Origin of the sequence: Mycobacterium hackensackense (assembly GCF_025822555.1) — a bacterium.
Taxonomy (GTDB): Bacteria; Actinomycetota; Actinomycetes; order Mycobacteriales; family Mycobacteriaceae; genus Mycobacterium; species Mycobacterium fluoranthenivorans.
Window position 1 is genome coordinate 69,897 of sequence record NZ_JACKUC010000030.1, and the last position, 23,715, is coordinate 93,611.

At 68.4% G+C, this 23,715-nt stretch carries 22 protein-coding genes and 1 pseudogene; 6 read left to right on the plus strand and 17 right to left on the minus strand.

All coding sequences use genetic code 11. The annotated features are described in order from the left end of the window. Positions 1-46: 46 nt before the first annotated feature. Entirely contained in the window at positions 47-1,879 is a 1,833-nt protein-coding gene (locus tag H7J86_RS09725; protein ID WP_267290723.1) for an alpha/beta hydrolase, read from the minus strand. A gap of 112 nt (positions 1,880-1,991) precedes the next feature. Here H7J86_RS09725 and H7J86_RS09730 point away from each other — a divergent pair, with 112 nt between their 5' ends. Next, positions 1,992-3,017, plus strand: coding sequence for an NAD(P)H-dependent glycerol-3-phosphate dehydrogenase (locus tag H7J86_RS09730; RefSeq protein WP_187098257.1), 1,026 nt, complete (start codon positions 1,992-1,994; stop codon positions 3,015-3,017). Positions 3,018-3,039: 22 nt separating this feature from the next. Here H7J86_RS09730 and H7J86_RS09735 read toward each other — a convergent pair whose 3' ends face one another. The 4 genes from H7J86_RS09735 to H7J86_RS09750 all read right to left on the minus strand — a co-directional run bounded on the left by H7J86_RS09735 (position 3,040) and on the right by H7J86_RS09750 (position 6,269). Next, a complete protein-coding gene (locus H7J86_RS09735; RefSeq protein ID WP_235632955.1) occupies positions 3,040-3,585 on the minus strand; it encodes a hypothetical protein in 546 nt (181 codons plus the stop codon). Between the two features lie 18 nt (positions 3,586-3,603). Continuing rightward, the gene (locus tag H7J86_RS09740; protein WP_090360572.1) at positions 3,604-3,903 is read right to left on the minus strand and encodes a hypothetical protein; all 300 of its coding nucleotides are present in this window, start codon (positions 3,901-3,903) and stop codon (positions 3,604-3,606) included. A gap of 108 nt (positions 3,904-4,011) precedes the next feature. After that, complete coding sequence (locus H7J86_RS09745; protein ID WP_267290725.1) at positions 4,012-5,490, minus strand: sensor histidine kinase; 1,479 nt, start codon at positions 5,488-5,490, stop codon at positions 4,012-4,014. Beyond that, positions 5,487-6,269: a response regulator transcription factor gene (locus tag H7J86_RS09750; RefSeq protein WP_267290727.1), complete on the minus strand. Its 783-nt coding sequence runs from the start codon at positions 6,267-6,269 to the stop codon at positions 5,487-5,489. Before H7J86_RS09750 ends, H7J86_RS09745 begins: the two co-directional genes overlap by 4 nt. A gap of 357 nt (positions 6,270-6,626) precedes the next feature. On the opposite strand from H7J86_RS09750, the gene H7J86_RS09755 reads away from it, so the two are divergent. Then, positions 6,627-8,768, plus strand: coding sequence for a SulP family inorganic anion transporter (locus H7J86_RS09755; RefSeq protein ID WP_267290729.1), 2,142 nt, complete (start codon positions 6,627-6,629; stop codon positions 8,766-8,768). A gap of 99 nt (positions 8,769-8,867) precedes the next feature. Then, complete coding sequence (locus H7J86_RS09760; protein ID WP_267290731.1) at positions 8,868-9,728, plus strand: type IV toxin-antitoxin system AbiEi family antitoxin domain-containing protein; 861 nt, start codon at positions 8,868-8,870, stop codon at positions 9,726-9,728. Positions 9,729-9,768: 40 nt separating this feature from the next. Here H7J86_RS09760 and htpX read toward each other — a convergent pair whose 3' ends face one another. Both htpX and grcC1 read right to left on the minus strand, forming a co-directional pair. Further along, positions 9,769-10,641 carry a zinc metalloprotease HtpX gene (gene htpX, locus H7J86_RS09765; RefSeq protein ID WP_090360151.1) on the minus strand — a complete coding sequence of 291 codons (873 nt, stop codon included), beginning with the start codon at positions 10,639-10,641 and terminating at the stop codon, positions 9,769-9,771. A gap of 70 nt (positions 10,642-10,711) precedes the next feature. Beyond that, entirely contained in the window at positions 10,712-11,719 is a 1,008-nt protein-coding gene (grcC1, locus tag H7J86_RS09770; protein WP_170847341.1) for a nonaprenyl/(2E,6E)-farnesyl/geranylgeranyl diphosphat synthase, read from the minus strand. A 63-nt stretch (positions 11,720-11,782) separates the two neighbouring features. On the opposite strand from grcC1, the gene menJ reads away from it, so the two are divergent. Next, the gene (gene menJ / locus H7J86_RS09775; RefSeq protein WP_267290733.1) at positions 11,783-12,997 is read left to right on the plus strand and encodes a menaquinone reductase MenJ; all 1,215 of its coding nucleotides are present in this window, start codon (positions 11,783-11,785) and stop codon (positions 12,995-12,997) included. Positions 12,998-13,000: 3 nt separating this feature from the next. On the opposite strand, the gene ppnP is transcribed toward menJ, so the two are convergent. From ppnP to H7J86_RS09790, 3 genes are read right to left on the minus strand one after another with little or no spacing between them, the layout of a single operon-like run. Then, on the minus strand, positions 13,001-13,285 hold the full coding sequence (gene ppnP, locus H7J86_RS09780; protein ID WP_235632958.1) for a pyrimidine/purine nucleoside phosphorylase: 285 nt from the start codon (positions 13,283-13,285) through the stop codon (positions 13,001-13,003). Positions 13,286-13,318: 33 nt separating this feature from the next. Next, positions 13,319-14,254 (minus strand): CobW family GTP-binding protein, encoded by a 936-nt coding sequence (locus H7J86_RS09785; RefSeq protein WP_267290735.1) that lies wholly within the window; start codon positions 14,252-14,254, stop codon positions 13,319-13,321. Positions 14,255-14,265: 11 nt separating this feature from the next. Continuing rightward, the gene (locus tag H7J86_RS09790) at positions 14,266-14,961 is read right to left on the minus strand and encodes a demethylmenaquinone methyltransferase (protein ID WP_090360159.1); all 696 of its coding nucleotides are present in this window, start codon (positions 14,959-14,961) and stop codon (positions 14,266-14,268) included. 93 nt (positions 14,962-15,054) lie between these two features. Between H7J86_RS09790 and H7J86_RS09795 the strand changes: the two are divergent. Beyond that, a pseudogene (locus H7J86_RS09795) lies at positions 15,055-15,884 on the plus strand (SDR family oxidoreductase). 9 nt (positions 15,885-15,893) lie between these two features. Here H7J86_RS09795 and H7J86_RS09800 read toward each other — a convergent pair. Continuing rightward, on the minus strand, positions 15,894-17,021 hold the full coding sequence (locus H7J86_RS09800; protein WP_187098252.1) for a glycosyltransferase family 4 protein: 1,128 nt from the start codon (positions 17,019-17,021) through the stop codon (positions 15,894-15,896). An 87-nt stretch (positions 17,022-17,108) separates the two neighbouring features. Between H7J86_RS09800 and H7J86_RS09805 the strand changes: the two genes are divergently transcribed. After that, on the plus strand, positions 17,109-17,780 hold the full coding sequence (locus H7J86_RS09805; protein ID WP_235632960.1) for a DsbA family protein: 672 nt from the start codon (positions 17,109-17,111) through the stop codon (positions 17,778-17,780). Here H7J86_RS09805 and H7J86_RS09810 read toward each other — a convergent pair. From H7J86_RS09810 to H7J86_RS09835, 6 genes are all read right to left on the minus strand, one after another. Next, complete coding sequence (locus H7J86_RS09810) at positions 17,755-18,270, minus strand: DUF3592 domain-containing protein (RefSeq protein WP_090360167.1); 516 nt, start codon at positions 18,268-18,270, stop codon at positions 17,755-17,757. The genes H7J86_RS09805 and H7J86_RS09810 overlap by 26 nt on opposite strands. Further along, positions 18,270-19,913: a 2-succinyl-5-enolpyruvyl-6-hydroxy-3-cyclohexene-1-carboxylic-acid synthase gene (menD, locus tag H7J86_RS09815; protein ID WP_187098251.1), complete on the minus strand. Its 1,644-nt coding sequence runs from the start codon at positions 19,911-19,913 to the stop codon at positions 18,270-18,272. The genes H7J86_RS09810 and menD overlap by 1 nt, the downstream gene beginning before the upstream one ends. A 9-nt stretch (positions 19,914-19,922) precedes the next feature. Beyond that, positions 19,923-20,732: an alpha/beta fold hydrolase gene (locus H7J86_RS09820; RefSeq protein ID WP_267290737.1), complete on the minus strand. Its 810-nt coding sequence runs from the start codon at positions 20,730-20,732 to the stop codon at positions 19,923-19,925. A 10-nt stretch (positions 20,733-20,742) separates the two neighbouring features. Further along, entirely contained in the window at positions 20,743-21,453 is a 711-nt protein-coding gene (locus tag H7J86_RS09825) for a DJ-1/PfpI family protein (RefSeq protein WP_267290739.1), read from the minus strand. An 11-nt stretch (positions 21,454-21,464) separates the two neighbouring features. After that, positions 21,465-22,427: a GlxA family transcriptional regulator gene (locus tag H7J86_RS09830; protein ID WP_267292849.1), complete on the minus strand. Its 963-nt coding sequence runs from the start codon at positions 22,425-22,427 to the stop codon at positions 21,465-21,467. A gap of 69 nt (positions 22,428-22,496) precedes the next feature. Beyond that, on the minus strand, positions 22,497-23,633 hold the full coding sequence (locus H7J86_RS09835; protein ID WP_267290741.1) for an LLM class flavin-dependent oxidoreductase: 1,137 nt from the start codon (positions 23,631-23,633) through the stop codon (positions 22,497-22,499). Between the last annotated feature and the right edge of the window lie 82 nt (positions 23,634-23,715).

Here is a 23,715-nt window from a genome sequence, read left to right on the forward strand (position 1 = left end):
CGCACACCCTCCTAACGTCAACATGACGGCGACGGTCGCCGCGACCCTACTTGTATTCATGATCTGTGGTCACCGAACTTCCTGAACGCTCTGCTTGCGGGTCGATGAAGGCCGGGGAACCGGGGATGTCGGAATCGATGTGCGGCAACGGAATGTCGATCCCGAACGGTAGATCGACATGGTCGGGTGTGCTGATATGCGGCTGTCGGCGACCCTCGGCCAGCAGCCCGTCGCCCTCCAATCGGTCGGCGTTCCCGCTGGCGATATCGGTCATCGCACGCAAAGACTCACTCCCCATGTCGTAGTAGTGCGAATGGTCGTGGGTGCTCAGGCCACCGTGCCCGGCCACCTCGGCGTCGAAACGCACCGAGCCGTACGCGTCCCCGGCCGGGTCGGTTCCCAGACCGGCGTAGGGCCCCACCGGATACCCCAACTGCTGGTTGAGCACATTCGCCGGAATCGCACCCGGGGTACCCAACCAGCTGACCGGATCGGTGGACGCCGAACCGACGTACACCTTTCCCCCATCGAGGTGGAAGTCCGCCGCACTCTTGGCCAAATCGGTTCCCGGACAACCGATCAGCACCGCATCATTGGCCCGCATCCCGCTCCCGGCGAAGGCATCGGCCACCGTGGTCGAGCCGTACGAATGACCGATCACCGTGACATGCGAGGAACCCTCGTGGGTGGCCGACAGACCGTTGACATCGGCGGCCAGCAGCGCGCCACCTTGGCGCGCCAGATCCGGATTGGCGATCCGGAGATCGGTGAAACCGTCCGGCGCGTCGTAGCCCATCCACATGATGACGGCCGTCGGATCGTCAGGATCGGCCAGCGCTGACTGGTCGTAGAGGTTGATGGCGTCGTTGTGGCCGTCGGCCAGCCAGCCGTCGCGCACGCTGCTGCCGGTGCCGGGGACGATGACGGCGGTGTTGCGGGCCTTGTCCGGATTGCCGATCGCGATGGCGGCCCGGCCCTGCCCGTTGTCGGCCATCGGCTGGTACCCCCACAGCATCACCGGCCGCGGGTTCTTCGGGTCGGAGCCCCGCTGGTGCGTCAACCCCTCATCGGTGCGCCGGGCGTTGTAGAAGCGAGTGGCATCGTCTTGGGTCAACCCGTACTTGGCCGGGTCCTTGATGACCTCGTCCTCGGAGACGCCGTGACGACCGGCGACCTCGCGCACGCGGTTCAGGTCGTCGTGCATCACCGCCTGATTCACCTTGTCGCGGATCTCGGCGGGAATGCCGTTCAGGTTGCCCAGCTCGGCGGGGTGTTCAGCGACGTAGCGGTCCTTCTGTTCCTGTGGCAGCGAATCCCACCACTTCTTCACGTCCTCGGGTGCGGTGCCGGCCGCCGGGATCTGCGGTGGCGGCGGCGCGCCCGGCGGCTGCTGCGACGGCGAAGCGCCTACCGCGGCCCGCACCGACTCGGCGGTCTCCCGGTCGATCTCGTCGAACAGCTCCAGCAGTCTCTTGATGAGCGCAGTCCAGGCCAGCGCCAGCCCGGTGAACGCCGGCGGCAGGAACGGCGGCGCGGTGCAGGTGCCGTCGTCGGCAACCTGCCAGCCCAGCGCGCGCAGGGCCGACACCACCGACAGCAGTCCGGTGCGCGTCGAGGACAGCTGAGCCCCGCCCCGCTGCAGTGCCGCCTGGCAGGCCAGCATCCGGCCGCGCAGACCCTGCATCTCGGCGAGGTGACGTTCGGCCCGGGCGACCGCGGCGTCGGCGGCCGAACCCGACCACGCCCCGCGCAGCGCGGCGATGACCTGGCGTTCACCGGCGATGGCGGAGTCGAGTTGAGCGATCTTGCCGCCGAGCTGGGCGGCGGCGGTCAGCAGGCTCTCCGGATGCGATGCCTCCACCAGCGAGATCGAAGTCAACGAAAAACACACCCCCAAACCGACCCCTTCGATCGTCGCACAGCCCAGAAGGGTTTCCGCGCAACAATCGAATCGGCCACGAACGCGGGGACGGCAAAACTAACCTGGCCGCATGGCAGCCGCGCAACGTGTACCGAATGTCGTCGTCCTGGGTGGTGGATCGTGGGGCACCACCGTCGCGTCGATCTGCGCGCGCCGTGGACCGACCCTGCAGTGGGTGCGGTCCGAGGAGACCGCCAAGGACATCAACGACAACCACCGTAACTCCCGGTATCTCGGCGATGAGGTGGAGCTGCCCGACGGTCTGCGGGCCACCACCGATTTCTCCGAGGCGGCCAACTGCGCCGATGTGATCGTGATGGGCGTGCCCTCGCACGGGTTCCGCGGCGTGCTGCAGGAGCTTGCGAAGGAACTGCGACCGTGGGTCCCGGTGGTCTCACTGGTGAAAGGCCTGGAGCAGGGCACCAACATGCGGATGAGCCAGATCGTCGACGAGGTGCTGCCCGGGCATCCGGCCGGGATCCTGGCCGGGCCCAACATCGCGCGCGAGGTCGCGGAGGGTTACGCGGCGGCGGCCGTGCTGGCCATGCCGGATCAGCATCTGGCCGCCAACTTGGGACAACTGTTCCGCACCAGGCGATTTCGCACATACACCACCGACGACGTGGTGGGTGTCGAGATGGCCGGAGCGCTGAAGAACGTCTATGCGATCGCGGTGGGCATGGGCTATTCCCTGGGCATCGGGGAGAACACCCGGGCCATGGTGATGGCGCGCGCGGTCGCCGAGATGTCCAAGCTCGGGGTGGCCATGGGCGGACACCGCGACACCTTCGCCGGCCTGGCCGGGATGGGCGACCTGATCGTGACGTGCACCTCGCAGCGCAGCCGCAACCGTCACGTCGGCGAGCAACTCGGGCGGGGCAAAACCGTCGAGGAGATCATCACCTCGATGAATCAGGTGGCCGAGGGCGTCAAGGCGGCCTCGGTGATCATGGAGTTCGCCAAGGACTGCGGGATCACCATGCCCATCGCCCGGGAGGTCGACGGGGTGATCAACCACGGCGCCACGGTGGAGGATGCCTACCACGGACTGATGGTCGAGAAGCCCGGCCACGAGGTCTACGGTTCCGGCTTCTGACCGTTGCGCAGTCGCGACAGAGTCAGTTGAAGTACGGGTTCCGGGCGGCGCCGTCGGGTCGGTCCACCAGCGGGTTGGTCTGGTTGACGATGTAGCTGCCCGACGGGCTGAGCACGAACCCGGACTGGTCGAACGAGTTCTGACAGGTGGTCATCACACCGTCCGTGCCGCAGGTGATGTTCTTGTAGCTGAGCTTGTTGTTCGGCAGCAGCGGGTAGACGTGCCCGGTGAGCGAACCCCAGATCGGGGCGTGGGATACGGCGAACGCGGGCGGTCCGACCTGACCGCCGGTGATCGCATTCGCCTCCTCCGGCGGGGCCGGGATCGGACCGCTGCAGCCGTAATCACCGGTGGTCCGCATCATGATGCAGACCAACCCGCCGGGGGCGGCGAAGGCGTACATCGACCCGTCCATCACCATGAACTGCGAGGGCTTGGCCAGCTCATAGCCACCGATGTTCGGCGGGGGCGGTGGCGGCGGCGCGGGGTCGGCCGCCGCAACCGGAAGGGCCATGCCGGGCATAGCGACGGCGGCGCTCGCCAGCGCGATCAGCATCTTGCTCAGCATGGCCACACCCTAACCTGGTCACCTCGCGCAGGCCAGGTCAACGTAGACGGTCGTGTACCGGACGACTTCCTGCGTGTTTCCGCGCGGGAAGGCCCTCAGCTCGGTGATATCGCGCCCCGGGCGGACCCCGCTGACGCTGCACTGGTCGATCGAACCGGCGCCCACCTTGGTGGTGATGACGCGGTAGCCCTCGGACTGCAGCTGATCGATGGTCTGCTGCGCGTTCGACGGCCCGGTCGGGGCGGCACCGGCGGGAGCGGCCAGCACCAGTCCGGCCGCGGCAAGTCCGACGGGGATGAGAGTGAGCGATCTGAGCATGCGATACACCTTTCTGCGTATTTCTGAATACACGTCCAGGCTATTGGAGATATGCACCAATTCCCACCAATGCATATCAAATGCAAACAATGGTGATTCAGGCCGAATTCATACCAATTGCGAAGCCGGCGCCAGCGGCAGGTCAACCGTGAAAGTTGTTTCTTCAGAGGATGACTGGACCGTCACTGCGCCCTTGTGAGCCTCTACGATCGACGCGACAATAGCCAGACCCAGGCCGGTGCTGCCCAACTCCCGCGACCGGGATTTGTCGGCGCGCACAAATCTTCCGAACAAATTCGGCAACAATTCCGCATCAATTCCCGGACCGTCATCTGTGACCGTCAAAAGCGCACGGTCACGCCGGATGTCCAATCCGATCGTCACGGTCACCCCGGGTGGCGTGTGCATCCGGGCGTTGGTCAGCAGATTGCCGAGCACCTGATGCAGCCGCGCGCGGTCTCCGCGCACCCAGACCGGGTCCTCGGGCAGTCGCGTCACCCAGTGGTGCTCCGGCGCCGACACCGCGATGTCGTTCACGGCGTCGACGACCAGGTCGGCCAGGTCGACATCGTCGCTTTCCAGGTCCTGTCCCTCGCCGAGCCTGGTCAGCAGCAGCAGATCCCCCACCAGTCCGGTCATCCGGCGGGCCTCGGCCTCGATGCGGGCCAGCGCGTACTCGGTGGTGGGTGGAAGCTCGGCGCTGTCCTGGCGGGTCAGCTCGGCGTACCCCTGGATCGCCGCCAACGGCGTCCGCAGCTCATGGCTGGCATCCATCAGGAACTGCCTGGTGCGCCGGTCGGAGGCGGCAAGCTCGGCCAGCGCGCTGTCCACGTTGGCCAACAGCTGGTTGAGGGCTTCACCCACCACGCCGACCTCGCTGTCGGGGTCGGTATAGCGCTCCTGCACGCGGGCATGGATACGCGGATCGTCGGCATCCAGGCGCAGGGTGGCCACCTTGGCCGCGGTCGAGGCGACTCGGCGCAGCGGCCGCAGCGCATATCGGACCACCGCGACCGTACCCAGCGCCGTCACCACCAGCGCGACGACGATGATCACCGCGAGGGTCACCGTCTTGCGGGCGATCACCTGATTTGCGCTGTCCAGCGATACCCCGCACAGCAGCACGTGTCCGTCGCCGACACCACCGGCGGGCTCTGCCGCCAACCGGTAGGCGCCCAACTCGGGCAGCTTCACCGTGCGGGGGCCGGCCCCCGTCCAGTCCAGGCTGTCGAGTGCGTCGACAACCGCACGCGGCGCCGGGTGTGGCTCACCGTCGGAGAACACCGCCGACTGCACCACTTCCCCGTCGTGCAGCACCGCGATCAGGTTGCCCGGGGCCTGCCCGACGAACGCCGACAATGCGTCGGCATCGACCGCATCCTCGGCCTCATCCTTCTTGAGCTGCAACTTGTGGAACGAATGGCTGAAAGCGGCCAGCGACCGGGACAGTTCCGTATCGCCCATCGTGCCCACGTAGGTACGCAGGCTGTAGACCGACAGCACGCCCACCGCGAGCAGCACGACGGTCACAATGGCGGTGACGCCGAGCACCAGCTGCCGGCGCAGCGACCGGGGCCACCAGATCACGCCGGCCCGGTCGACGGCCGCAGCATGTAGCCCACCCCGCGCACGGTCTGGATCATCGGCGCCCGGTCGGTGTCGACCTTCTTGCGCAGATAGGAAATGTAGAGATCGACGATGCTGGACTTGCCGCCGAAACCGTAGTTCCACACCCGGTCCAGAATCTCGGCGCGGCTGATCGCCCGGCCCGGATTGCGCATCAGGTATCGCAGCAGTTCGAATTCGGTGCCGGTCAGCGCGATCGGCGTACCGGCCCGGGTGACGTCGCGACTGGCGCCGTCGAGTTTGAGGTCGCCGACCGTGAGCACCTCGTCGGCCGGCGGGGTGGTGTGGCTGGACCGGCGCAGCAGCCCACGCAGCCGGGCCACCAACTCCTCCAGGCTGAACGGCTTGGTCATGTAGTCGTCGGCACCGGCGGTCAGCCCGGACACCCGGTCCAGCACGGAGTCCCTGGCGGTGAGGAACAACGTCGGGGTGTACCCCTGCGCCTCACGGACCCGCTGCAGAATCTGCATCCCGTCGATATCGGGCAGCATGATGTCGAGCACCACCACGTCGGGCTCGGTCTCGTCGAATTTGGCCACGCCGTCGTGACCGTTGTGGGCCACGTCGACCACCCAGCCCTCGTAGTGCAGGGCCATCTTGACCAGGTTGGTCAGGGCGGGCTCGTCGTCCACCAGCAACACCCGGATGGGCGATCCGTCGGCTCGGTGAATCTTGGGTAGCTGGCCGAGGATGGCTTGACGGGGGTGTTGGGTACGAGAGGGTAACGACATCGTGGCCATACACCCATTCTGCTGACCTCGCAGGGCACTGTCACGGAGTTCATAGCGAGTTCTTAGACGTTACAACGGTATGACCCGCATCACCTTTCACCTTGTCAAGTGACACGCAACGAAACAATCTGCGGTACATCACTTTTCACAGCACAATGAAAGACACCACACAGCAGAAGATTTGGGTTCGATATGCAACCTCGGATCTTCCTTGACCGCTTGTCAACGCGATAAATACGCTCGCTCATAGCAATTGCCCCGCAGGACACGTAACCGACTGCATTGCAACTTGTTTCGACGTATTCGAGATCCAGCTGCGACAAAGATGTCGTTTGTACCCACAATCCCGTGATGGGAGCTTTTCACATGCGGCAAACAATTCTGCGGTACGACCTCCCCGCCTCACTGGTGGTGTTCCTGGTCGCACTGCCTCTATCCCTCGGTATCGCCGTCGCCTCCGGGGCACCGGTACTGGCCGGGCTCATCGCGGCCGCGGTCGGCGGGATCATCGCCGGCGCGATCGGCGGATCCCCGTTGCAGGTGAGCGGTCCGGCGGCCGGCCTGACGGTCATCGTGGCCGGCTTGGTGGCCGAGTTCGGCTGGAAGGTCACCTGCGCGATCACCGTGTGCGCCGGCATCCTGCAGGTGCTGTTCGGGCTCAGCCGCATCGCACGGGCGGCCTTGGCGATCTCGCCGGTGGTCGTCCACGCGATGCTCGCGGGTATCGGCATCACCATCGCGCTGCAGCAGGTGCACGTGCTGCTGGGCGGGAATTCGCACAGCTCGGCGTGGGCCAATGTCACCGCACTGCCCGGTCAGCTGCTCGCCGCGCACGGACCGGGGCTGTTCCTCGGGGCGCTGGTCATCGCGATCCTGGTGGGTTGGCGCTGGGTGCCCGCCACACTCCGCAAGGTGCCCGGACCGCTGGTCGCCATCGTCGGGGTCACCGCGCTGAGCGTCCTCGCGCCCTTCGACGTACCCCGGATCCAGCTCGACGGTTCCCTGCTCGACGCGTTCGCGCTGCCCAGCCTGCCCGACGGCAACTGGGGTGCGTTCGCCACCGGCGTGCTGACGGTGGCCCTCATCGCCAGCGTGGAGAGCCTGCTGTCGGCGGTGTCGGTGGACCGGATGCACTCCGGGCCGCGCACCGATTTCGACCGGGAGCTGATCGGGCAGGGTGCCGCCAACATCGCCTCCGGTGCGGTCGGCGGTCTGCCCGTCACGGGCGTCATCGTGCGGAGTTCCACCAACGTCACCGCCGGCGCCAAGACCCGCGCCTCGGGCATCCTGCACGGTGTCTGGATCCTGGTGTTCGCGGTGCCGTTCGCCGGGCTGGCCCAGCTGATCCCGTCCGCGGCGCTGGCCGGCCTGCTGATCGTCATCGGTATGCAGTTGGTCAAGATCGCTCATATCGAAACCGCCCGCCGCACCGGCGATCTCGCGGTCTACGTCGTCACCGTGCTGTGTGTGGTGTTCCTCAACCTGCTCGAAGGTGTGCTGATCGGACTGGCCCTGGCCGTCGCCATGACGGTGTGGCGGGTGGTCCGTGCCAAGGTCGCAGCCGAAGAGGTCTCGGAGAACCACTGGCGCGTGGACATCGAAGGTTCGTGCACCTTCCTGTCGCTGCCGCGGCTCACCAGCGTGCTGGCCACCGTCCCGGCCGGCACCGACGTCACGATCGAGTTGTCGGTGGACTTCCTGGACCACGCCGCACACGAGGCCATCGAGGAATGGCGCCGTCAGCACGAGGCCACCGGGGGCAGTGTGCATCTGCACGATCTCGGCGCCGTCGAGATGGGCAGCGCCGTCGACGGGCCCCCCGAGCGCGGGTTCACCCCGTTCGACAAGCGCTCCGGGGTGGCGCCGTGGAGCACCTGGCAGAAGAACCACATGCCGTCGGTGCTGCACGGCCTGGCCAACTACCAACGCCGGACGGCCCCGGTACTGCGGCCCCACCTCAAGGAACTGGCCGATGAGCAGCAGCCCGAGACGTTGTTCCTCACCTGCGCCGACTCGCGCGTGGTGCCCAACGTCATCACCAGCAGTGGCCCGGGCGATCTGTTCACCGTTCGCAATGTCGGCAATATGATCCCGGCGGGCCAGAAGGATGCCTCGGTCGAGGCGGCCATCGCGTTCGCGGTGAACCAGCTGGGCGTGTCCTCGATCGTGGTGTGCGGTCACTCCAGCTGCGGTGCGATGAAGGCCCTGTTGCACGGCGCTCCGGATGACGCGCACCTGAAATCCTGGCTGGCGCATGGCGACCCGACGCTGGAGGCGTTCCAGGGCGGCGCCCACCCGGTGGCACGGTCGGCCGCGGTGGCCGGGTTCAGCACCGAGGATCAGCTGTCGATGGTGAACATCGCGGTGCAGGTGCAGACACTGTCCCGGCACCCGGTGTTGGCGGCGCACCCCGGCATCGAGGTGATCGGGTTGTTCTACGACATCGCCAGCGCCGATGTCCTGCGGGTCACCCCGACCTACGTCGAGACCCTGGTCGGCGCCGCCTGACCCGGTGATTTCGGCGCGCTTACCCGCGGTGACCGCGGGTAAGCGCGCCGAAATCGCTGTTGAGGGAACCGTGGCCGCCCGGGCGGCGTCAGAACCGATGTGCTCGACGATCTTCTCCGAAGACATGACGGCGTCATCACCCTCGACCAGGCCAAGGCAAGCGGACTCAGCGCGGACAGCGTCCAGCGGCTCGTGGCGTCGGGACACTGGCGGCGGTGCGCACGCGGCGTCTATTTCGTCGACGACCGCCCCTTCACCGACGCGGCCCGAATCCGGTCCGCCGTCTGGGGATACGGCAAGCAGGCCGCGGCCTCCGGACTCGCGGCGGCCTGGTGGCACGGCCTGACACGCTTCGCACCCGAGGTCACCGAGATCACCGTCCCGCGGAACAGCCACGGCAGACGACGGGCCGGGTGCCGGGTACGCAGACGCGATCTCGCCCCGACCGACCTGGCGTCCTGCCGCGGGCTCCGAGTGACGGCGCGGCCGCTGACCGTCGTGGAGGCAGCCGCCCGGCCGGGCGGCGGGGCCGCCATCATGGACGCTGCACTACAAGGGGGTTCGCAACTGCGCGAGCTCTGGCAGGCGCATCTACGCAACAAGGGCAGGTACGGCTCGCCGTCGGCCAGGCGATTGCTGTTCGCCGCACAAGACGGCGCACGGTCGGAAGCCGAGCGGCTGTTGGTCAAGGCGCTCAGGGTGGCCGGTATCACCGGCTGGCGGACCAATCATCCGGCCGGTCCCTATCTGATCGACGTCGCGTTCCCCGACCTGGGCGTGGCCATCGAGATCGACGGCTGGGCCTTCCACAGCGATCCGGAGAAATTCCGCAGTGACCGGCGCCGGCAGAACCACCTGATCGTGAACGGCTGGCAGGTGCTGCGGTTCACCTGGCTGGATATCACCGCATACCCCGAACGTGTCATCGGGACCATCCGCTCGGCGATTTCGGCGCGCTGACACGCGCTCCACGCGGGAAAGCGCGCCGAAATCGCTCAGCTCAGAGGCGGCGGCCGGCCATATCCTCCAGGCGACGGATACGGTCCTCCATCGGCGGGTGGGTGGAGAACAGCTTGCCGATCTTCTCCCCCGCCCGGAACGGGTTGGCGATCATCAGGTGCGCCTGGTCGGCCAGCTGCGGCTCGGGCGGCAGCGGCGCGGCCTGCACGCCGTAGGCGATCTTGCGCAGCGCGCTCGCCAACCCCAGCGGGTCGCCGGTCAGCTCGGCACCGGACTGGTCGGCCTGGTACTCGCGCGACCGCGACACGGCCAGCTTCACCACCGTCGCGGCGATCGGACCCAACAGCGAAACCAGGAGCAACGCAAACGGATTCGCGCCCCCTTCGCGGTTCCCGCCGAACATGCCGGCGAACATCGCGATATTGGCCAGTGCGGTGATCACCGACGCGAGCGCGCCGGCCACACAGGAGATCAGAATGTCGCGGTTGTACACATGGGACAGCTCATGGCCCAGCACGGCCCGCAGCTCACGCTCATCGAGGATCCGCAGAATCCCGGTGGTGCAGCACACCGCGGCATTGCGCGGGTTGCGCCCGGTGGCGAAGGCATTGGGGGCGTCGGTATCGCTGATGTAGAGCCGGGGCATGGGTTGACGCGCCGTGGTCGCGAGCTCCCGGACAATGCGGTACATCGCCGGCGCCTGCATCTCGGTGACGGGCTGGGCGTGCATGGCCCGCAGCGCCATCTTGTCGCTGTTGAAGTAGACGTAGGCGTTCATGCCCACCGCGAACAGCACCGACAGCCACAGGATGGACGGGTTACGGAACAGCGAGCCGATGAACACGATCAAAGCCGACATGCCGACCAACAGCACGAACGTCTTCATCCGGTTGGCGTGTGGATGCCAGGTCATCTGCTTCCCTTCCTACGAAAGTCCCCGCTCCCTGTAACGCCGAGCCACCCCCCGCAGGTTCCTGCGCCCGTTATCCGTGCCGGTTGACGGTGTAGTCCACCAGCGTCGCCAGCGCGGCCCTCCCCGGCCCCGCCGGCAACTGGTCCAATTCGGCGCGGGCCTGGCGCGCGTAGTCGGCCACCGCCTCCTTGGCCCGCGTCATCCCGGGCGAGCGGCGCAGCAGGACGAGCGCCTCGGCCACCTCGGCGTCGTCGGTGACCGGACCGTCCAGCAGGGCCCGCAGCCGGTCGCCGTCGGCCCCCTGCTCCCGCAGGGCGTACAGCACGGGCAGCGTGTGCACCCCTTCCCGCAGGTCGGTGCCCGGCAGCTTGCCCGACTCGTCAGGATCGCTGTCGATGTCGATGATGTCGTCGGAGATCTGGAAAGCCGTACCGACGATCCCGCCGAGCCGGGCCAGCCGCTCGATCTGCTCCTGGTCGGCGCCGGAGAACGTGGCACCGAACCGGCCGGAGGCCACGATCAGGCAGGCGGTCTTCTCGTACACCACCTTCAGGTAGTGCTCGACCTCGTCGGCGCCGGTGACCGCGCCCCGGGTCTCGCGCATCTGCCCCGTCACCAGCTGGGCGAAGGTGTCGGCGATCACCCGCACCGCTTCGGGTCCCAGCCTCGACACCAGCCGCGACGCGGTCGCGAACAGGTAGTCGCCGGCGAGGATCGCGATGTTGTTGCCCCAGCGTGCGTTGGCGCTGTCGGCGCCGCGGCGCACCTGGGCCTCGTCCATCACGTCGTCGTGGTACAGCGTGGCCAGATGTACCAGCTCGATCACCGCGCCCGCGATCGCGACGTCGGGATGATCAGGCTGCGGGCCCAGGGAGGCGGACAGCACGGTGAACAGCGGCCGGAAGCGCTTGCCACCGGCCTGGAACAGATGCTGGACGGCCTCGGCCATCAGCTCATCGGCTTTGCCCAGTTCGGTGGACATCAGGTCCTCGACGCGGGCGACACCGTCGCGCACCCGTGCGGCAAACTCCGGGTCCCCGAAGTCCACCCCCGCCACCACACTCCCCGGTGTCCTCATGGTTCCAACATACTGTGAGTCATGCTGGATACGGCGGGCAGGAGCGGAGCGCCCCGGGGAGCAATGAAGGCAGATGTGGTGGTCGTCGGCGCCGGGCCCGCGGGTTCGTCGGCCGCGGCCTGGGCGGCGCGCGCCGGTCGGGACGTGCTGGTGATCGACTCGGCGCAGTTCCCCCGGGACAAGGCGTGCGGTGACGGACTGACCCCGCGGGCGGTCGCCGAGCTGGAGCGGCTCGGCCTGGGTACCTGGCTGGACGGCAGAATCCGGCACCACGGTCTGCGGATGTCCGGGTTCGGCGCCGACGTCGAGATCGGCTGGCCGGGCCCGTCGTTCCCGTCGACCAGCAGTGCCGTGCCCCGCACCGAACTCGACGACCGGGTCCGGATGGTCGCCGCCGACGACGGCGCGAAGATGCTCCTGGGTTCCAAAGCGGTTGGTGTGCAACATGACTCGCACGGTCGAGTGTCGACACTGACCCTGGATGACGGCACCGAGATCGGCGTGGGCACGCTGATCGTCGCCGACGGCGCCCGCTCGACGCTGGGCCGGGCCCTCGGCCGCACCTGGCATCAGGAGACCGTCTACGCGGTCGCGATCCGTGGGTACCTTGCCTCCGCGCGCGCCGACGAACCGTGGCTCACCTCACATCTCGAATTGCGTTCCCCCGAAGGCGAAGTCCTGCCCGGGTACGGCTGGATCTTCCCGCTGGGCAACGGCGAGGTGAACATCGGGGTCGGGGCACTGGCCACCGCCAAGCGGCCCGCCGACGTCCGGCTGCCGCGGCTGATGGCCTACTACGCCGGGTTGCGCCGCGAGGAATGGGGCTTCACGGGCGCACCGCGGGCCGGGTTGTCCGCACTGCTCCCTATGGGCGGGGCGGTATCCGGTGTGGCCGGACCCAACTGGGTACTCATCGGCGACGCCGCGGCGTGCGTGAACCCGCTCAACGGCGAAGGTATCGACTACGGCCTGGAGACCGGACGGCTGGCCGCCGAACTCCTGGACCATCGCGATCTCACCCAGGCCTGGCCCGCCGTGCTCACCGAGCACTACGCACGCGGCTTCTCGGCCGCACGGCGGCTGGCCCTGTTGCTCACCTATCCGCGATTCCTGCCGATGGCCGGTCCGGTGGCCATGCGGTCGGAGTTCCTGATGAAGGTCGCGGTACGCATGATGGGCAACCTGGTCACCGACGAAGACGAGGACTGGACCGCCCGGATGTGGCGGTCGGCCGGAATGGCGTCACGACGGCTCGATCAGCGCAAGCCGTTCAGCTGAGCGTCAGCGGTACTCGCACAGGTAGGCCGTCTCGACCTCGGCGCGCACCCCGAATGTGCTGTCCGTCGGCACGGTGAACTGTGTTCCGGCAGCGAAGGTTTCCCAGTCATCGCGACCGGGCAGCTTGACCGTCAGCGCACCGGAGACGACGTGCATGATCTCCTCGGTGGATGTGCCGAACTCGTATTCCCCGACGGCCATGACACCCACGGTCGCCGGCCCGTCGGCCGTGGCGAACGCGATCGAGGCGACATCGCCGTCGAAGTACTCGTTGACCTTGAACAACACAGCTCCTCGCACTCGGGTGAGCGGTCAGCATACCTAGACCACGTACTTGAGCACGCCGAGGATGGCCGCCTCGTCGGCGGGCTCGGTGAGGCACGCGTCCAACGCGGACCGGAGTGCGGTGGTGTCGATATCGGTGCCGATGAACACCAGTTCGGTACCGGCTCGCCGCTGCCTCTCGAATCGGACCGATCCGCCCACCAACTGCAGCAGATACCGGTGCCCCGGGCCGAAGTCCACGAAACCCTTTGCCCGGTACAGCCCTTGGGGCCGATCGCGCAGCAGTGTCATGAACTGGCGGGGGTTCAGCGTGCTGTCGGCACGGAACTCCACGCTCTGGTACGCGGGATGGTCATGGTCATGAGACTCGTGCAGCAGCTCGTCGAACGACATCTGGGCGCGCAGTGGACGGGGCGCGGGATCGATCAGCAACCGGGGGTCGATGGTGGCGAAATCGGTGGGCAACAACGGCACTGCGGGGTGCAGCGCCCGCACCTGCGCAGTGACCGCGGCCAGATCCCCTGCAGCGGAGGCCTTGTTCAGCACCACCAGGTCGGCCACCCGTACCCCGTGCCCGAGGTCGGCCGGTGCGGTCGCGTCGACCACCAAGACCAGCCCGGCGTAGTGGAAGCGCTTGTCGTCCACCGCCATGATGGTGCGGGCCAGAGCCGGAGGCTCCGCAACGCCGCTGGCCTCCACCACGATGAGGTCCAGCCGGGGCTTGACCGCCGCCAGCTTGCCGAGCATCTCGGCCACCTCACCGTCCTCGGTGACACAACAGATGCACCCGTTCGAGAGCGAGGCCATCGCGTCCACCTGACCGGCGACCAGCATGGCATCGATGTTGACGGCACCGAAATCGTTGACCAGAGCCCCTATTCGGGCACCGGAGCTGTTGCGCAGCAGGTGGTTGAGCAACGTGGTCTTACCGGCACCGAGGTGCCCGGCGACCGCGAGTACGGGGATGCTCACGCCGCGGCGCCTCAGTCGACGGGCGGTTTCACCGCCGCATGCAATGCGACGATGCCGCCGGTGAGATTGCGCCAACGCACCGAGCCCCAGCCGGCATCGGCGATCCGGCCCGCGAGTGCGGCCTGGTCGGGCCACGCGCGGATCGATTCGGCCAGGTACACATAGGCATCCGGATTGCTGGACACCGCCGACGCCATCGCGGGCAGTGCCTTCATCAGGTACTCCTTGTACACCGTCGCGAACGGCCGATTGGTGGGCGTGGAGAACTCGCACACCACCAGACGGCCACCCGGACGGGTCACCCGGGCCATCTCGCGCAGGCCCGCCACATGGTCGACCACATTGCGCAACCCGAAGCTGATGGTCACCGCATCGAACACGCCGTCGGCGAACGGCAGCCTGGTCGCATCGGCACCCACCTTCGGCACCGCGCGGGACGCGCCCGCACCGAGCATGCCCACCGAGAAGTCGGCCGCCACACACCACGCACCGGAGGCCGTCAGCTCCACCGTGGACACCGCCGTCCCGGCCGCCAGGTCCAGCACCTTGTCGCCCGGGCCGATCTGCAGCGCAGCGCGCGTCTGACGGCGCCAGAACCGGTCCTGGCCCAGCGACATCACCGTATTGGTGAGGTCATAGCGGCGGGCCACGGCGTCGAACATCGACGCCACCTCATGGGGGTCTTTCTCCAGCGTCGCTCGACTCACCGCACTAAAACTACCTGTGAGTCCCGTACTTCCGGGAATGGGCGGCCCGTGGTGACGTTGGTATCGATCGCAGGCACCTGAGGAGGGCTACTCATGGCTGAGAAGATCTGGTTCATCACCGGCGCATCCCGGGGCTTCGGCCGGGAATGGGCCATCGCCGCCCTGGAACGCGGTGACAAGGTCGCCGCGACCGCGCGCGATACCGCCACGCTGGAGGACCTCACCCAGAAGTACGGCGAGGCGGTGCTGCCGCTGCGCCTGGACGTCGACGACCGCGCGGCCGACTTCGCCGCCGTCGCGCAGGCCCACGACCACTTCGGCCGGCTGGACGTCGTGGTCAACAACGCCGGCTACGGCCAGTTCGGTTTCATCGAGGAGCTCTCCGAGGCCGAGGCCAGGGATCAGATCGAGACCAACGTGTTCGGCGCGCTCTGGGTCACCCAGGCCGCGCTGCCCTACCTGCGGGCGCAGCGCAGCGCAGCGGGCACATCATCCAGGTGTCCTCGATCGGCGGGATCACCGCGTTCCCGAACGTCGGGATCTACCACGCCTCGAAGTGGGCGCTGGAGGGCTTCTCGCAGGCGCTCGCCCAGGAGGTGGCGTCGTTCGGTATCCACGTGACGCTGATCGAGCCGGGTGGGTTCGACACCGACTGGGCCGGCTCGTCGGCCAAGCACGCGACTCCGCTGCCCGACTACGCCGAGGCGCACCGACAGGCGCAGGAGGCCCGCGCCAAGCGCGTCGCCAAGTCCGGCGACCCGAAGGCCTCCGCCGCCGCCGTGCTCAAGCTCGTCGATGCCGAGAAACCGCCGCTGCGGGTGTTCTTCGGGGAGCTGCCGCTGCAGTTGGCCAAGGCCGACTACCAGTCCCGGCTCGCCACCTGGGAAGAGTGGCAACCCGTTTCGGTGCAAGCGCAGGGCTGACCGAGGAGCTCAGGCTGCCTTGCGCCGGCGCAGGCCGATGACGGCTTCGTAGTGGCCGAACAGTTCCTCGCACACCGCCGGCCAGGTCCGGGCGAGCACGCTGCGCCGGGCGGCCGCCGAATAGCGGGCCCGTTCGGCGATCAGGTGGTCGACGGCTCCGGGCAGCCGTTGCTCGAACTCGTCGACACCGAGCAGCAGTCCGGTGTGCATCGGGGTGACCAGGTCTCGAGGCCCGCCCGCGTTCGGCGCGACCACCGGCACCCCGGAGGCCATCGCCTCTTGCACGGTCTGACAGAAGGTTTCGTGTTCACCCGGATGTACGAACACGTCCATGCTCGCGTAGGCGGTGGCCAGTTCGGCGCCGTAGAGCGCCCCGGTGAACACCGCGCCGGGCATGAGGGCGGCCAGCTTCGGCCGGTCGACACCCTCACCGACGACGACCACCTGTAGATCGTCGCGGGCGGCCAGCACCGCCAGGCGCTCCACGTGCTTCTCCGGGGCCAGCCGGCCCACGAACCCGACAATCGGCTTACCCTGCGGTGAGAGCCGGCGGCGCAGCGCCTCGTCCCGGGCCGAGGGCACGAACCCGGTGATATCGACACCGCGGCCCCACTTGTGGATCCGCGGAATGCGGTGCGCCTCAAGGTCTTCGATTGCGGCGGTGGACGGCGCCAGGGTGCGGTCGGCCTTGCTGTGCAGCCGCCGCGTCCACGCCCACGACACCCGGGACAGCATGCCGACCCCGTAGCTCTCGGCGAACCCGGCCACATCGGTCTGGAATACGGCCACCGTCGGCACACCGAGTCGGCGGGCCGCATGCAGCCCACCCCACCCGAGCAGCGCGGGAGACGCCAGGTGGACGACATCGGGGTCGAAACCGCGTAGTACGTTGACCATTCGCGGCATCGGCACCCCGAGCGGCAGCGAGGTGACCTTGGGGAACATCTTGGACGGCACCCGGTGGACCCGAACACCGTCGTACACCCGGTCGGCCGGCGGCTGGCCGCGCGGGGTGTCGGGGGCGATGACGATGACCTCGTGACCGGTGCGGCGGAGATGCTCGATCACCCGAAGCACCGAGTTGGTGACGCCGTTGACGTTCGGGAGGAAGGACTCGGCAACGATTGCAACGCGCACGTCCCCACTGTCGCAGCGCTGGTTAACAACGCGGTTGCGTGCCGGCATATGGCGTGCGAACACCACGACAGCGGTACGGTTGCCCTTGTGCGTCGATGGTTGGTGGTGCTGGCCTCATTCACCCTGCTGACCGGGGTCGGGTGCGCGCGCCAGATTCCCGGCAGCGCACAGCCCGATCCGGTGAAACCGATGACCGAGGTGAGCAAAGACGGTTTCGGCATCGTCGCGGGATTCGCCGAGGCACCGGTGCGTATCGAGATCTACACCGAACCGCAGTGCACCCACTGCGCCGATCTGCAACACGATTTCGGCGATCAGATCCGCTATTACCTCGGTATCGGGGCCCTGCAGGTGACCTACCGGCCGATGACGTTCCTGGACACCGACGGCAATCACCATTCGGAGCGGGTCGCCAACGCGTTGTTCCTGGCGGGCACGGGAAAACACACCCCGGCCACCGCGTTCCAGTCGTTCGTCGAGGAGCTGTGGGCCAACCAGGACCCCGGCGGTAAGGGACCCACCGACGACGAGATGGCCGGGATGGCCCGCACCGCCGGCGTGCCCGCCGCCCAGGCCACCCAGATCGCCGACGGTGAGGCAGTGGTGGACGTCTCGGGCATGGAGGACCTGAACTTCGGGTTTCTCTACGACATCGACCCGACCGCCACCGGCACGCCGACCGTCTACGACCTCAACAAGGACCGCAAGGTCGACATCTACGACAACGACTGGCTCAAGAAGCTGGTCGAATCGGCGTGAGACGCCGGTCCACCACCTCGGCCACGATCAGCACCGCGCCGGCGATCAGCCAGGCCAGCACCGCGATGGAACCCGCCGGGATGATCGCCAGCGAGGCGTTGCGGTGCTGGACGCGCACCAGATCGGGATTGGTCTTGTCGTATTCGACGTAGATGCGCATCCCGTTCTCCAACTCCGACGGGTAGAGCACCCCGAGCTCGGGCCGGTAGGTGACGCGGTCGGGTGTCACGAATTCGATGGTGGAACGGCGCGGGCCCGCGTCGAGCACCTCGGCTGCGGCCACTCCCATATTGCGTTCGATCTGACCGTCGTTCACCCAGGCGCCCACCACCAGCAACACCGACTGGAATGTCACCAGGGCTGCGACCAGCACGACGCCGACCCGGATCCGGCGCAGCACCCGCTGCGGCCGGGTCTGCGCCCCGTCCCCGACGATGTGCGGAATCACGATGCGCCAGAGGGCTTTCAGCCGCTCGGCGAGTGCACCCACTACAGCGCCGCCCTGATCGACGCGTGCAGCGCCCGCAGCGACGACCGGTCGGCCTTCACCTCCAGCACCCGCATCCCGTCGTACGGCTGCTTGAGGACGCCGGTCACGTCGTCCACGTCGATCTGCGCGCAGTCGACGTGGTAGGCGCGGCACAGTGCACCCACGTCGACATCATGCGGTGTGCCGAAGATCCGTGAGGACACGTCGGAGAAGCGCGGGTCGCCCTGCTCCAGCAGTTCGAAGATGCCGCCGCCGTTGTCGTTGGACACCACGATGGTCAGGTTCTTCGGAGTGGGCTCGGTGGGCCCGATCAGCAGCCCGGAACTGTCGTGCACGAAGGTCAGGTCACCGATCAGCGCGATGGTCTTGCGCGGCGGACCGCCGCCCGCGCGCTCATGGGCCAATGCTGCGCCGATGGCCGTGGACACGGTGCCGTCGATACCGGCGACCCCGCGATTGGACCGCACCGAGACACCGGGGGCGGCCAGCCCCACGAGCGCCACGTCGCGGACCGGGTTGGAGGCACCGAGCACCAGCTGGTCGCCGTCGCTCAGCGCGGCGGACACCGCCGCGGCCACGTGCAGGCCGGTGGTCAGCGGGTGCTGGGCCAACTGGGTGTGCACCGCGGCCAGGGTGCGCCGGTGGAGCTCGGCACAGCGGCGCAGCCAACCCGGGTCGGCGGCACCGGTGGTGACGGCACGGGTACCGGTGGCCTGCGAGTTGCCCGAGACGTCGGGCCAGCGCGGGCCGGTGGTCAGGGCGAAGACCGGCACCGCGGGGTCGGCGAGCAGCGCGGAGACCGCGCGGTGCAGGGTGGGCCGGCCCAGCATGATGACCTGCTGCGGGCGCAACAGCGGCAGCGCCAGCGGATGCAGTGGATTGGTGAGTCCGGACATCGGCGCGGTGGGTTCGGCGACGGTCGGCAGCCCGGCCAGGTTGGGGTGGATGCCCGCGCCGTGCCCGGCGATGACGACGGTGTCCGGGCTCAGGTCGATGTCCAGCGGCTGATCGAAATCGACCGGTGGTGTGTAGGTCCACGGTTTGCCGTCCGGGCGGCCGGGCGGGGTCTCGTCGTGATCATCACGGTCGGGCACCAGCGGCTCACGCAGCGGGATGTCGAACTGCACCGGGCCGGCGTTGGCGCTGCGTGCTCCGGTGGCGGCCACCAGCACCCGGCAGGTGGCCGACCGCCACTGGGCGTTGAGCGCGGCCAGGTCCTCGTGGACGGCCAGGCCGAGGCTGATGTTCTCGCGGACCTGGCTGCCGAAATAGCCGAGCTGCTCCATCGTCTGGTTGGCGCCGGTGCCCAGCATCTCGTAGGGCCGGTTGGCGCTCAGCACGATCAGCGGCACCCGGGCGTAGTTCGCCTCGACCACCGCGGGGCCGAGGTTGGCCACGGCGGTACCCGAGGTCATGGCGATGCACACCGGCGCCTTGGCGCTGACCGCCAGCCCGATCGCCAGATACCCGGCGGTGCGTTCGTCGATCCGCACGTGCAGCCGGATACGTCCCGCGCGGTCGGCGTCGTGCAGCGCGAAGGCCAGCGGCGCGTTGCGTGAGCCGGGGCATAACACCACGTCGCGTACGCCGCCGCGAATCAGTTCGTCGACGACGACACGCGCCTGTGTCGTCGAGGGGTTCACCACGTCAGCCTATGCCCGGGGCTCGATGGGCAACTGCATGCGCTCTTCGCCGAAGAACTGCAGGACGGCGTCGTTGACGGTGTCGGGCTGTTCGATGAAGCCGAGGTGCCCGGCGTCGGCGATCTCCAGGTAGCGGCCGCGCGGGATGGCATCGGCCACCTCACGGCCCAGGTGCGGGGGCATCACGATGTCGTCGGTGAACCCGATCACCAACACCGATGCCGTGATGCTGCGGTAGGCGGGCAGCCGGTTGGTCTGCGGGGAGACATCGAGTTGGGTGCGCAGCCCCGGGGTGTATTTGGTCGGCCACATGGTGAACATCTCCGCCCAGTCCGTCACCGCGCGGTCGTCGTTGAGCGTCTTGGGCGAGAAGCTCTCCAGCAACCGGATCTTGGCGTCGTAGGCCGGCGGCAGGGTGATACCGGCGGCGGCGAGCTCACGTTCGGCATTGCTGAAGAAGTCCCGCGCCTTGTCGTGTCTGCCGCGGGTGGCCATCAGCACGCCCTGCGTGACCAGGTCGGGCCGGGCCAGCATCAGTTCCTGCGCGATGAACGACCCCATCGACACGCCCACGACGCGCACCGGGCCACCGACCAGGTCCTCGATCAGCTTGGCGGTATCGGCGACCACCTGTTCGGTGGTGAAGCCGCTGGCGTTCTCGGTGGCGCCGATACCCCGGTTGTCGAAGGTGATGACGCGGTAGCCCGCTCGCCGGAACGCGGGCGTCTGATGCAGGTGCCAGGTGCGGCCCGCGCCGCCACGACCGGCGATGAACAGGACGGGATCGCCGCTACCGCGGTCGTCATAAGCCAGGTTCACCCGGCCGACCCTACTTGCGGGCGCGGACCTTCTTGATCGCCTGGTCCCACAGCAGCAGGGTGCTGGCCTTGAGCGCGGCGGGTTTCAACAGCTCGCGCGACATCAGGGCCGTCGCCGAGGCCTTGGTGGCCGCCGAGGCCTTCGAGAAGTGCCCGGAGTCGAACGGCGGCTGCGGGTCGTACTCCATCGACAGCTGGATCGCCTTGGCCCGGTCCTCCCCGCCGATCTGCGCGGCCAGCCACAACCCGAGGTCGATCCCGGCGGACACGCCCGCGGCCGTCACCACATCGCCTTGACACACCACGCGCTCGTCACCGACCGGCGTCACCCCGAACGTCTTGAGCACCGGCAGCGCCGCCCAGTGCGAGGTGGCGCGTTTGCCGTCCAGCACGCCCGAGGCGGCCAGGATGACCGAGCCCGAACACACCGATGTCGTCCAGGTGGCGGTGCGGTGGGCGCGGCGCACCCAGTCGAGCACCTTTTCGTCGCGCGCATGCTCCATGGTGCTGAAGCCGCCGGGGATGAGGATCACGTCGGGTGACGGAGTCTCGTCGAACGAATGGGTCGCGCCGACCACCAGCACCCCGGAATCCGCGGCGACGGGCCCGGGCTGGTGCCAGACGAAGCGCACCTCCGCGTCGGGCAGCCACCGCAACGACTCGTAGGGACCGATGAAATCGAGTGCGGTGAATCCCGGGTACAGGACGATGGCGGTCTGCATGACGATCTCCTCTAGGCGAAGGACTTGCGGTACTGATCGGGTGAAACACCCACGCGCCGGACGAAGTTGCGGCGCAGGGTTTCGGCGCTGCCGAACCCGCAACGGGTGGCGATGACGGTGACGGTGTCATCGGTCTCCTCCAGTTGCCGGCGGGCGGCGTCGGTACGGATTCGTTCGACGTAGGCACCGGGCGCCTCGCCGACTTCCTCGGTGAACAATCGGGTGAAGTGTCGCGGGCTCATCGCCGCGCGCTGAGCCAGGGCCGAAATGCTGTGCGCGCCTCCGGGTTCGGATTCGATGGCCTCCTGCACATCGCGGATGGGCGCGCGCCGGGCCCGCGGCATCCACACCGGGGCGGCGAACTGCGTCTGCCCGCCCGGGCGACGCAGGTAGAGCACCAGCCACCGGGCGACGGTCTGCGCGATCTCGGTGCCGTGGTCCTCCTCGACGAGGTGCAGGGCCAGGTCGATACCGGCGGTGACGCCCGCCGCGGTCCACACCTGCTCGGAGCTACGCACGAAGATCGGTTCCGGATCGACGGTGATGGACGGGAATTCGCCGGCCAGCCGTGGCGCGAACGCCCAGTGCGTGGTGGCGGTGCAGCCGTCGAGCAGCCCGGCCTCGGCCGCCAGGATGGCGCCCGAGCAGACGGTCACGATCCGCCGTGCGCGCGGCGCGGCAGCGCGGATCCACGCGACGATCGCGGGGTTGCGGCGCGCCTCCTCGACGCCGAACCCGCCGGGGATGACCACGGTGTCGACGGCCTGCTGCGGATCCGGTGGTGCGGCGGCGACGAACTCCAGTCCGGTCATGGTGGCGATCGGCCGGCCGTCCATGGAGATCAGGCGCACGTCGTATCCGCCGGGGCGCTCCTGCGCGGCCAGGTGCATCGTCGCGCCGGTGAACACGTCGAACGGCCCGACGACATCGAGTCCCTGGACACCGCCGTAGCCGAGGATCACCACCGATCGCATCACGATCTCATCGTGGCGGGCCCAGGCCGTGGCGTCCAGGACATGGTCCCCACAGATCAGGACACGGCGCTACAGCCGCTTCAGTCTGCGCACGATCTGGGCGAACGGCAGCAGAGACGTGAATCCCCGCACGGCGCTGCGCTGCAGCGCACACCCGTTGATCAGCACCATTTGCCGCACCCCGGCATCGCGCCACTGCACGGCCTTGTCCAGCACCTCGTCCGGGGTCCCGACCAGTCCCAGCTCCCGCATCAGTTCCGGAGTGACGCCCTTGGCGTAGGACAGCGCGGTCTGTTCGTCCCATCCCTGGGGCACCAGATCCTGCGCACCACTGAACCCGACCCCGAGCGGATGCTGCAGACCGTGCTTGGCGAACATCTCGTCGGATGCGGTCAGGCAGGCCGCCCGCATCACCTCCGAGTCCATCGCCGCCTCCACTTCACCGTTGGTGCGGCCGGTGACCACCGAGACGCACAGCGCCGGGGTGATCGCCATCGGGTCGCGGCCGGCGTCCGACGCCGCCGACCGCACCGCGTCCAGCCGCTGGGCGTACGCCTCGGGCATGTGCGGGAACGCCGGGAAGTAGCCGTCGGCGTAGCGCCCGGCGATGCGCAGCATCCGCGGGCCGTGCGCGGCGATCCAGACCGGCGGCCACTTCCCGCGATAAGCCGGCAGATCGAAAAGCGCGTTGTGCAAAGGGAAATACGGCGAATCCCGATTCACCAACTCACCGCCGGAGTCCCACAGCGCCCGGATGGTCGCCATGGCCTCCTCGAACCGTCCCACCGGCTTGGACCAGTCCACCCCGTACGGCTCGTTACCCTCGCGCTCGCCGGTGCCGATACCGAGGATGAACCGGCCCCGCGTCAGCTGACTCATCGTCACCGCGGCCTGCGCCGTCACCGCGGGGTTGCGCCGCCCGGTGTCGGTGACGCACACACCGAGACCGAGCCGACCGATCCTGTTGCGGGCCGCGAGGTGTCCGAGCATCGTCCACGGCTCGAGGAAGGCGTCGACCGAGGGGCTCACCCTGGCCAGCCCGGTGTACTCGGGTTTCCACAGCGACCGGGGGAACAGTCCGTTCAAGTGGTCGGGAACCCAGAACGAGTCGGCACGTGCGGCCACCGCACCGAGGTAGTTCGCCCGGGTGAACGTGTCCACCCGGGGCTTTCCCGCGACGATGGTGTCGAGCAGTCCGACCTGCATGGGGCCAGTGTCTATCCGCTGGTCAGGCCCGCATAGCGTAGGCGGATACGCAATCGCCCGGCGTCACTGGACGACGATCCGC

Coding starts and splice junctions, on each gene's coding strand:
- htpX (WP_090360151.1), bottom strand. CDS start 10,641: ATGACCTGGCATCCACACGCCAACCGGATGAAGACGTTCGTGCTGTTG.
- grcC1 (WP_170847341.1), bottom strand. CDS start 11,719: ATGAGGACACCGGGGAGTGTGGTGGCGGGGGTGGACTTCGGGGACCCG.
- H7J86_RS09755 (WP_267290729.1), top strand. CDS start 6,627: ATGCGGCAAACAATTCTGCGGTACGACCTCCCCGCCTCACTGGTGGTG.
- H7J86_RS09750 (WP_267290727.1), bottom strand. CDS start 6,269: ATGGCCACGATGTCGTTACCCTCTCGTACCCAACACCCCCGTCAAGCC.
- menJ (WP_267290733.1), top strand. CDS start 11,783: ATGAAGGCAGATGTGGTGGTCGTCGGCGCCGGGCCCGCGGGTTCGTCG.
- H7J86_RS09830 (WP_267292849.1), bottom strand. CDS start 22,427: ATGCGATCGGTGGTGATCCTCGGCTACGGCGGTGTCCAGGGACTCGAT.
- H7J86_RS09835 (WP_267290741.1), bottom strand. CDS start 23,633: ATGCAGGTCGGACTGCTCGACACCATCGTCGCGGGAAAGCCCCGGGTG.
- H7J86_RS09735 (WP_235632955.1), bottom strand. CDS start 3,585: ATGCTGAGCAAGATGCTGATCGCGCTGGCGAGCGCCGCCGTCGCTATG.
- H7J86_RS09825 (WP_267290739.1), bottom strand. CDS start 21,453: ATGCAGACCGCCATCGTCCTGTACCCGGGATTCACCGCACTCGATTTC.
- H7J86_RS09730 (WP_187098257.1), top strand. CDS start 1,992: ATGGCAGCCGCGCAACGTGTACCGAATGTCGTCGTCCTGGGTGGTGGA.
- H7J86_RS09740 (WP_090360572.1), bottom strand. CDS start 3,903: ATGCTCAGATCGCTCACTCTCATCCCCGTCGGACTTGCCGCGGCCGGA.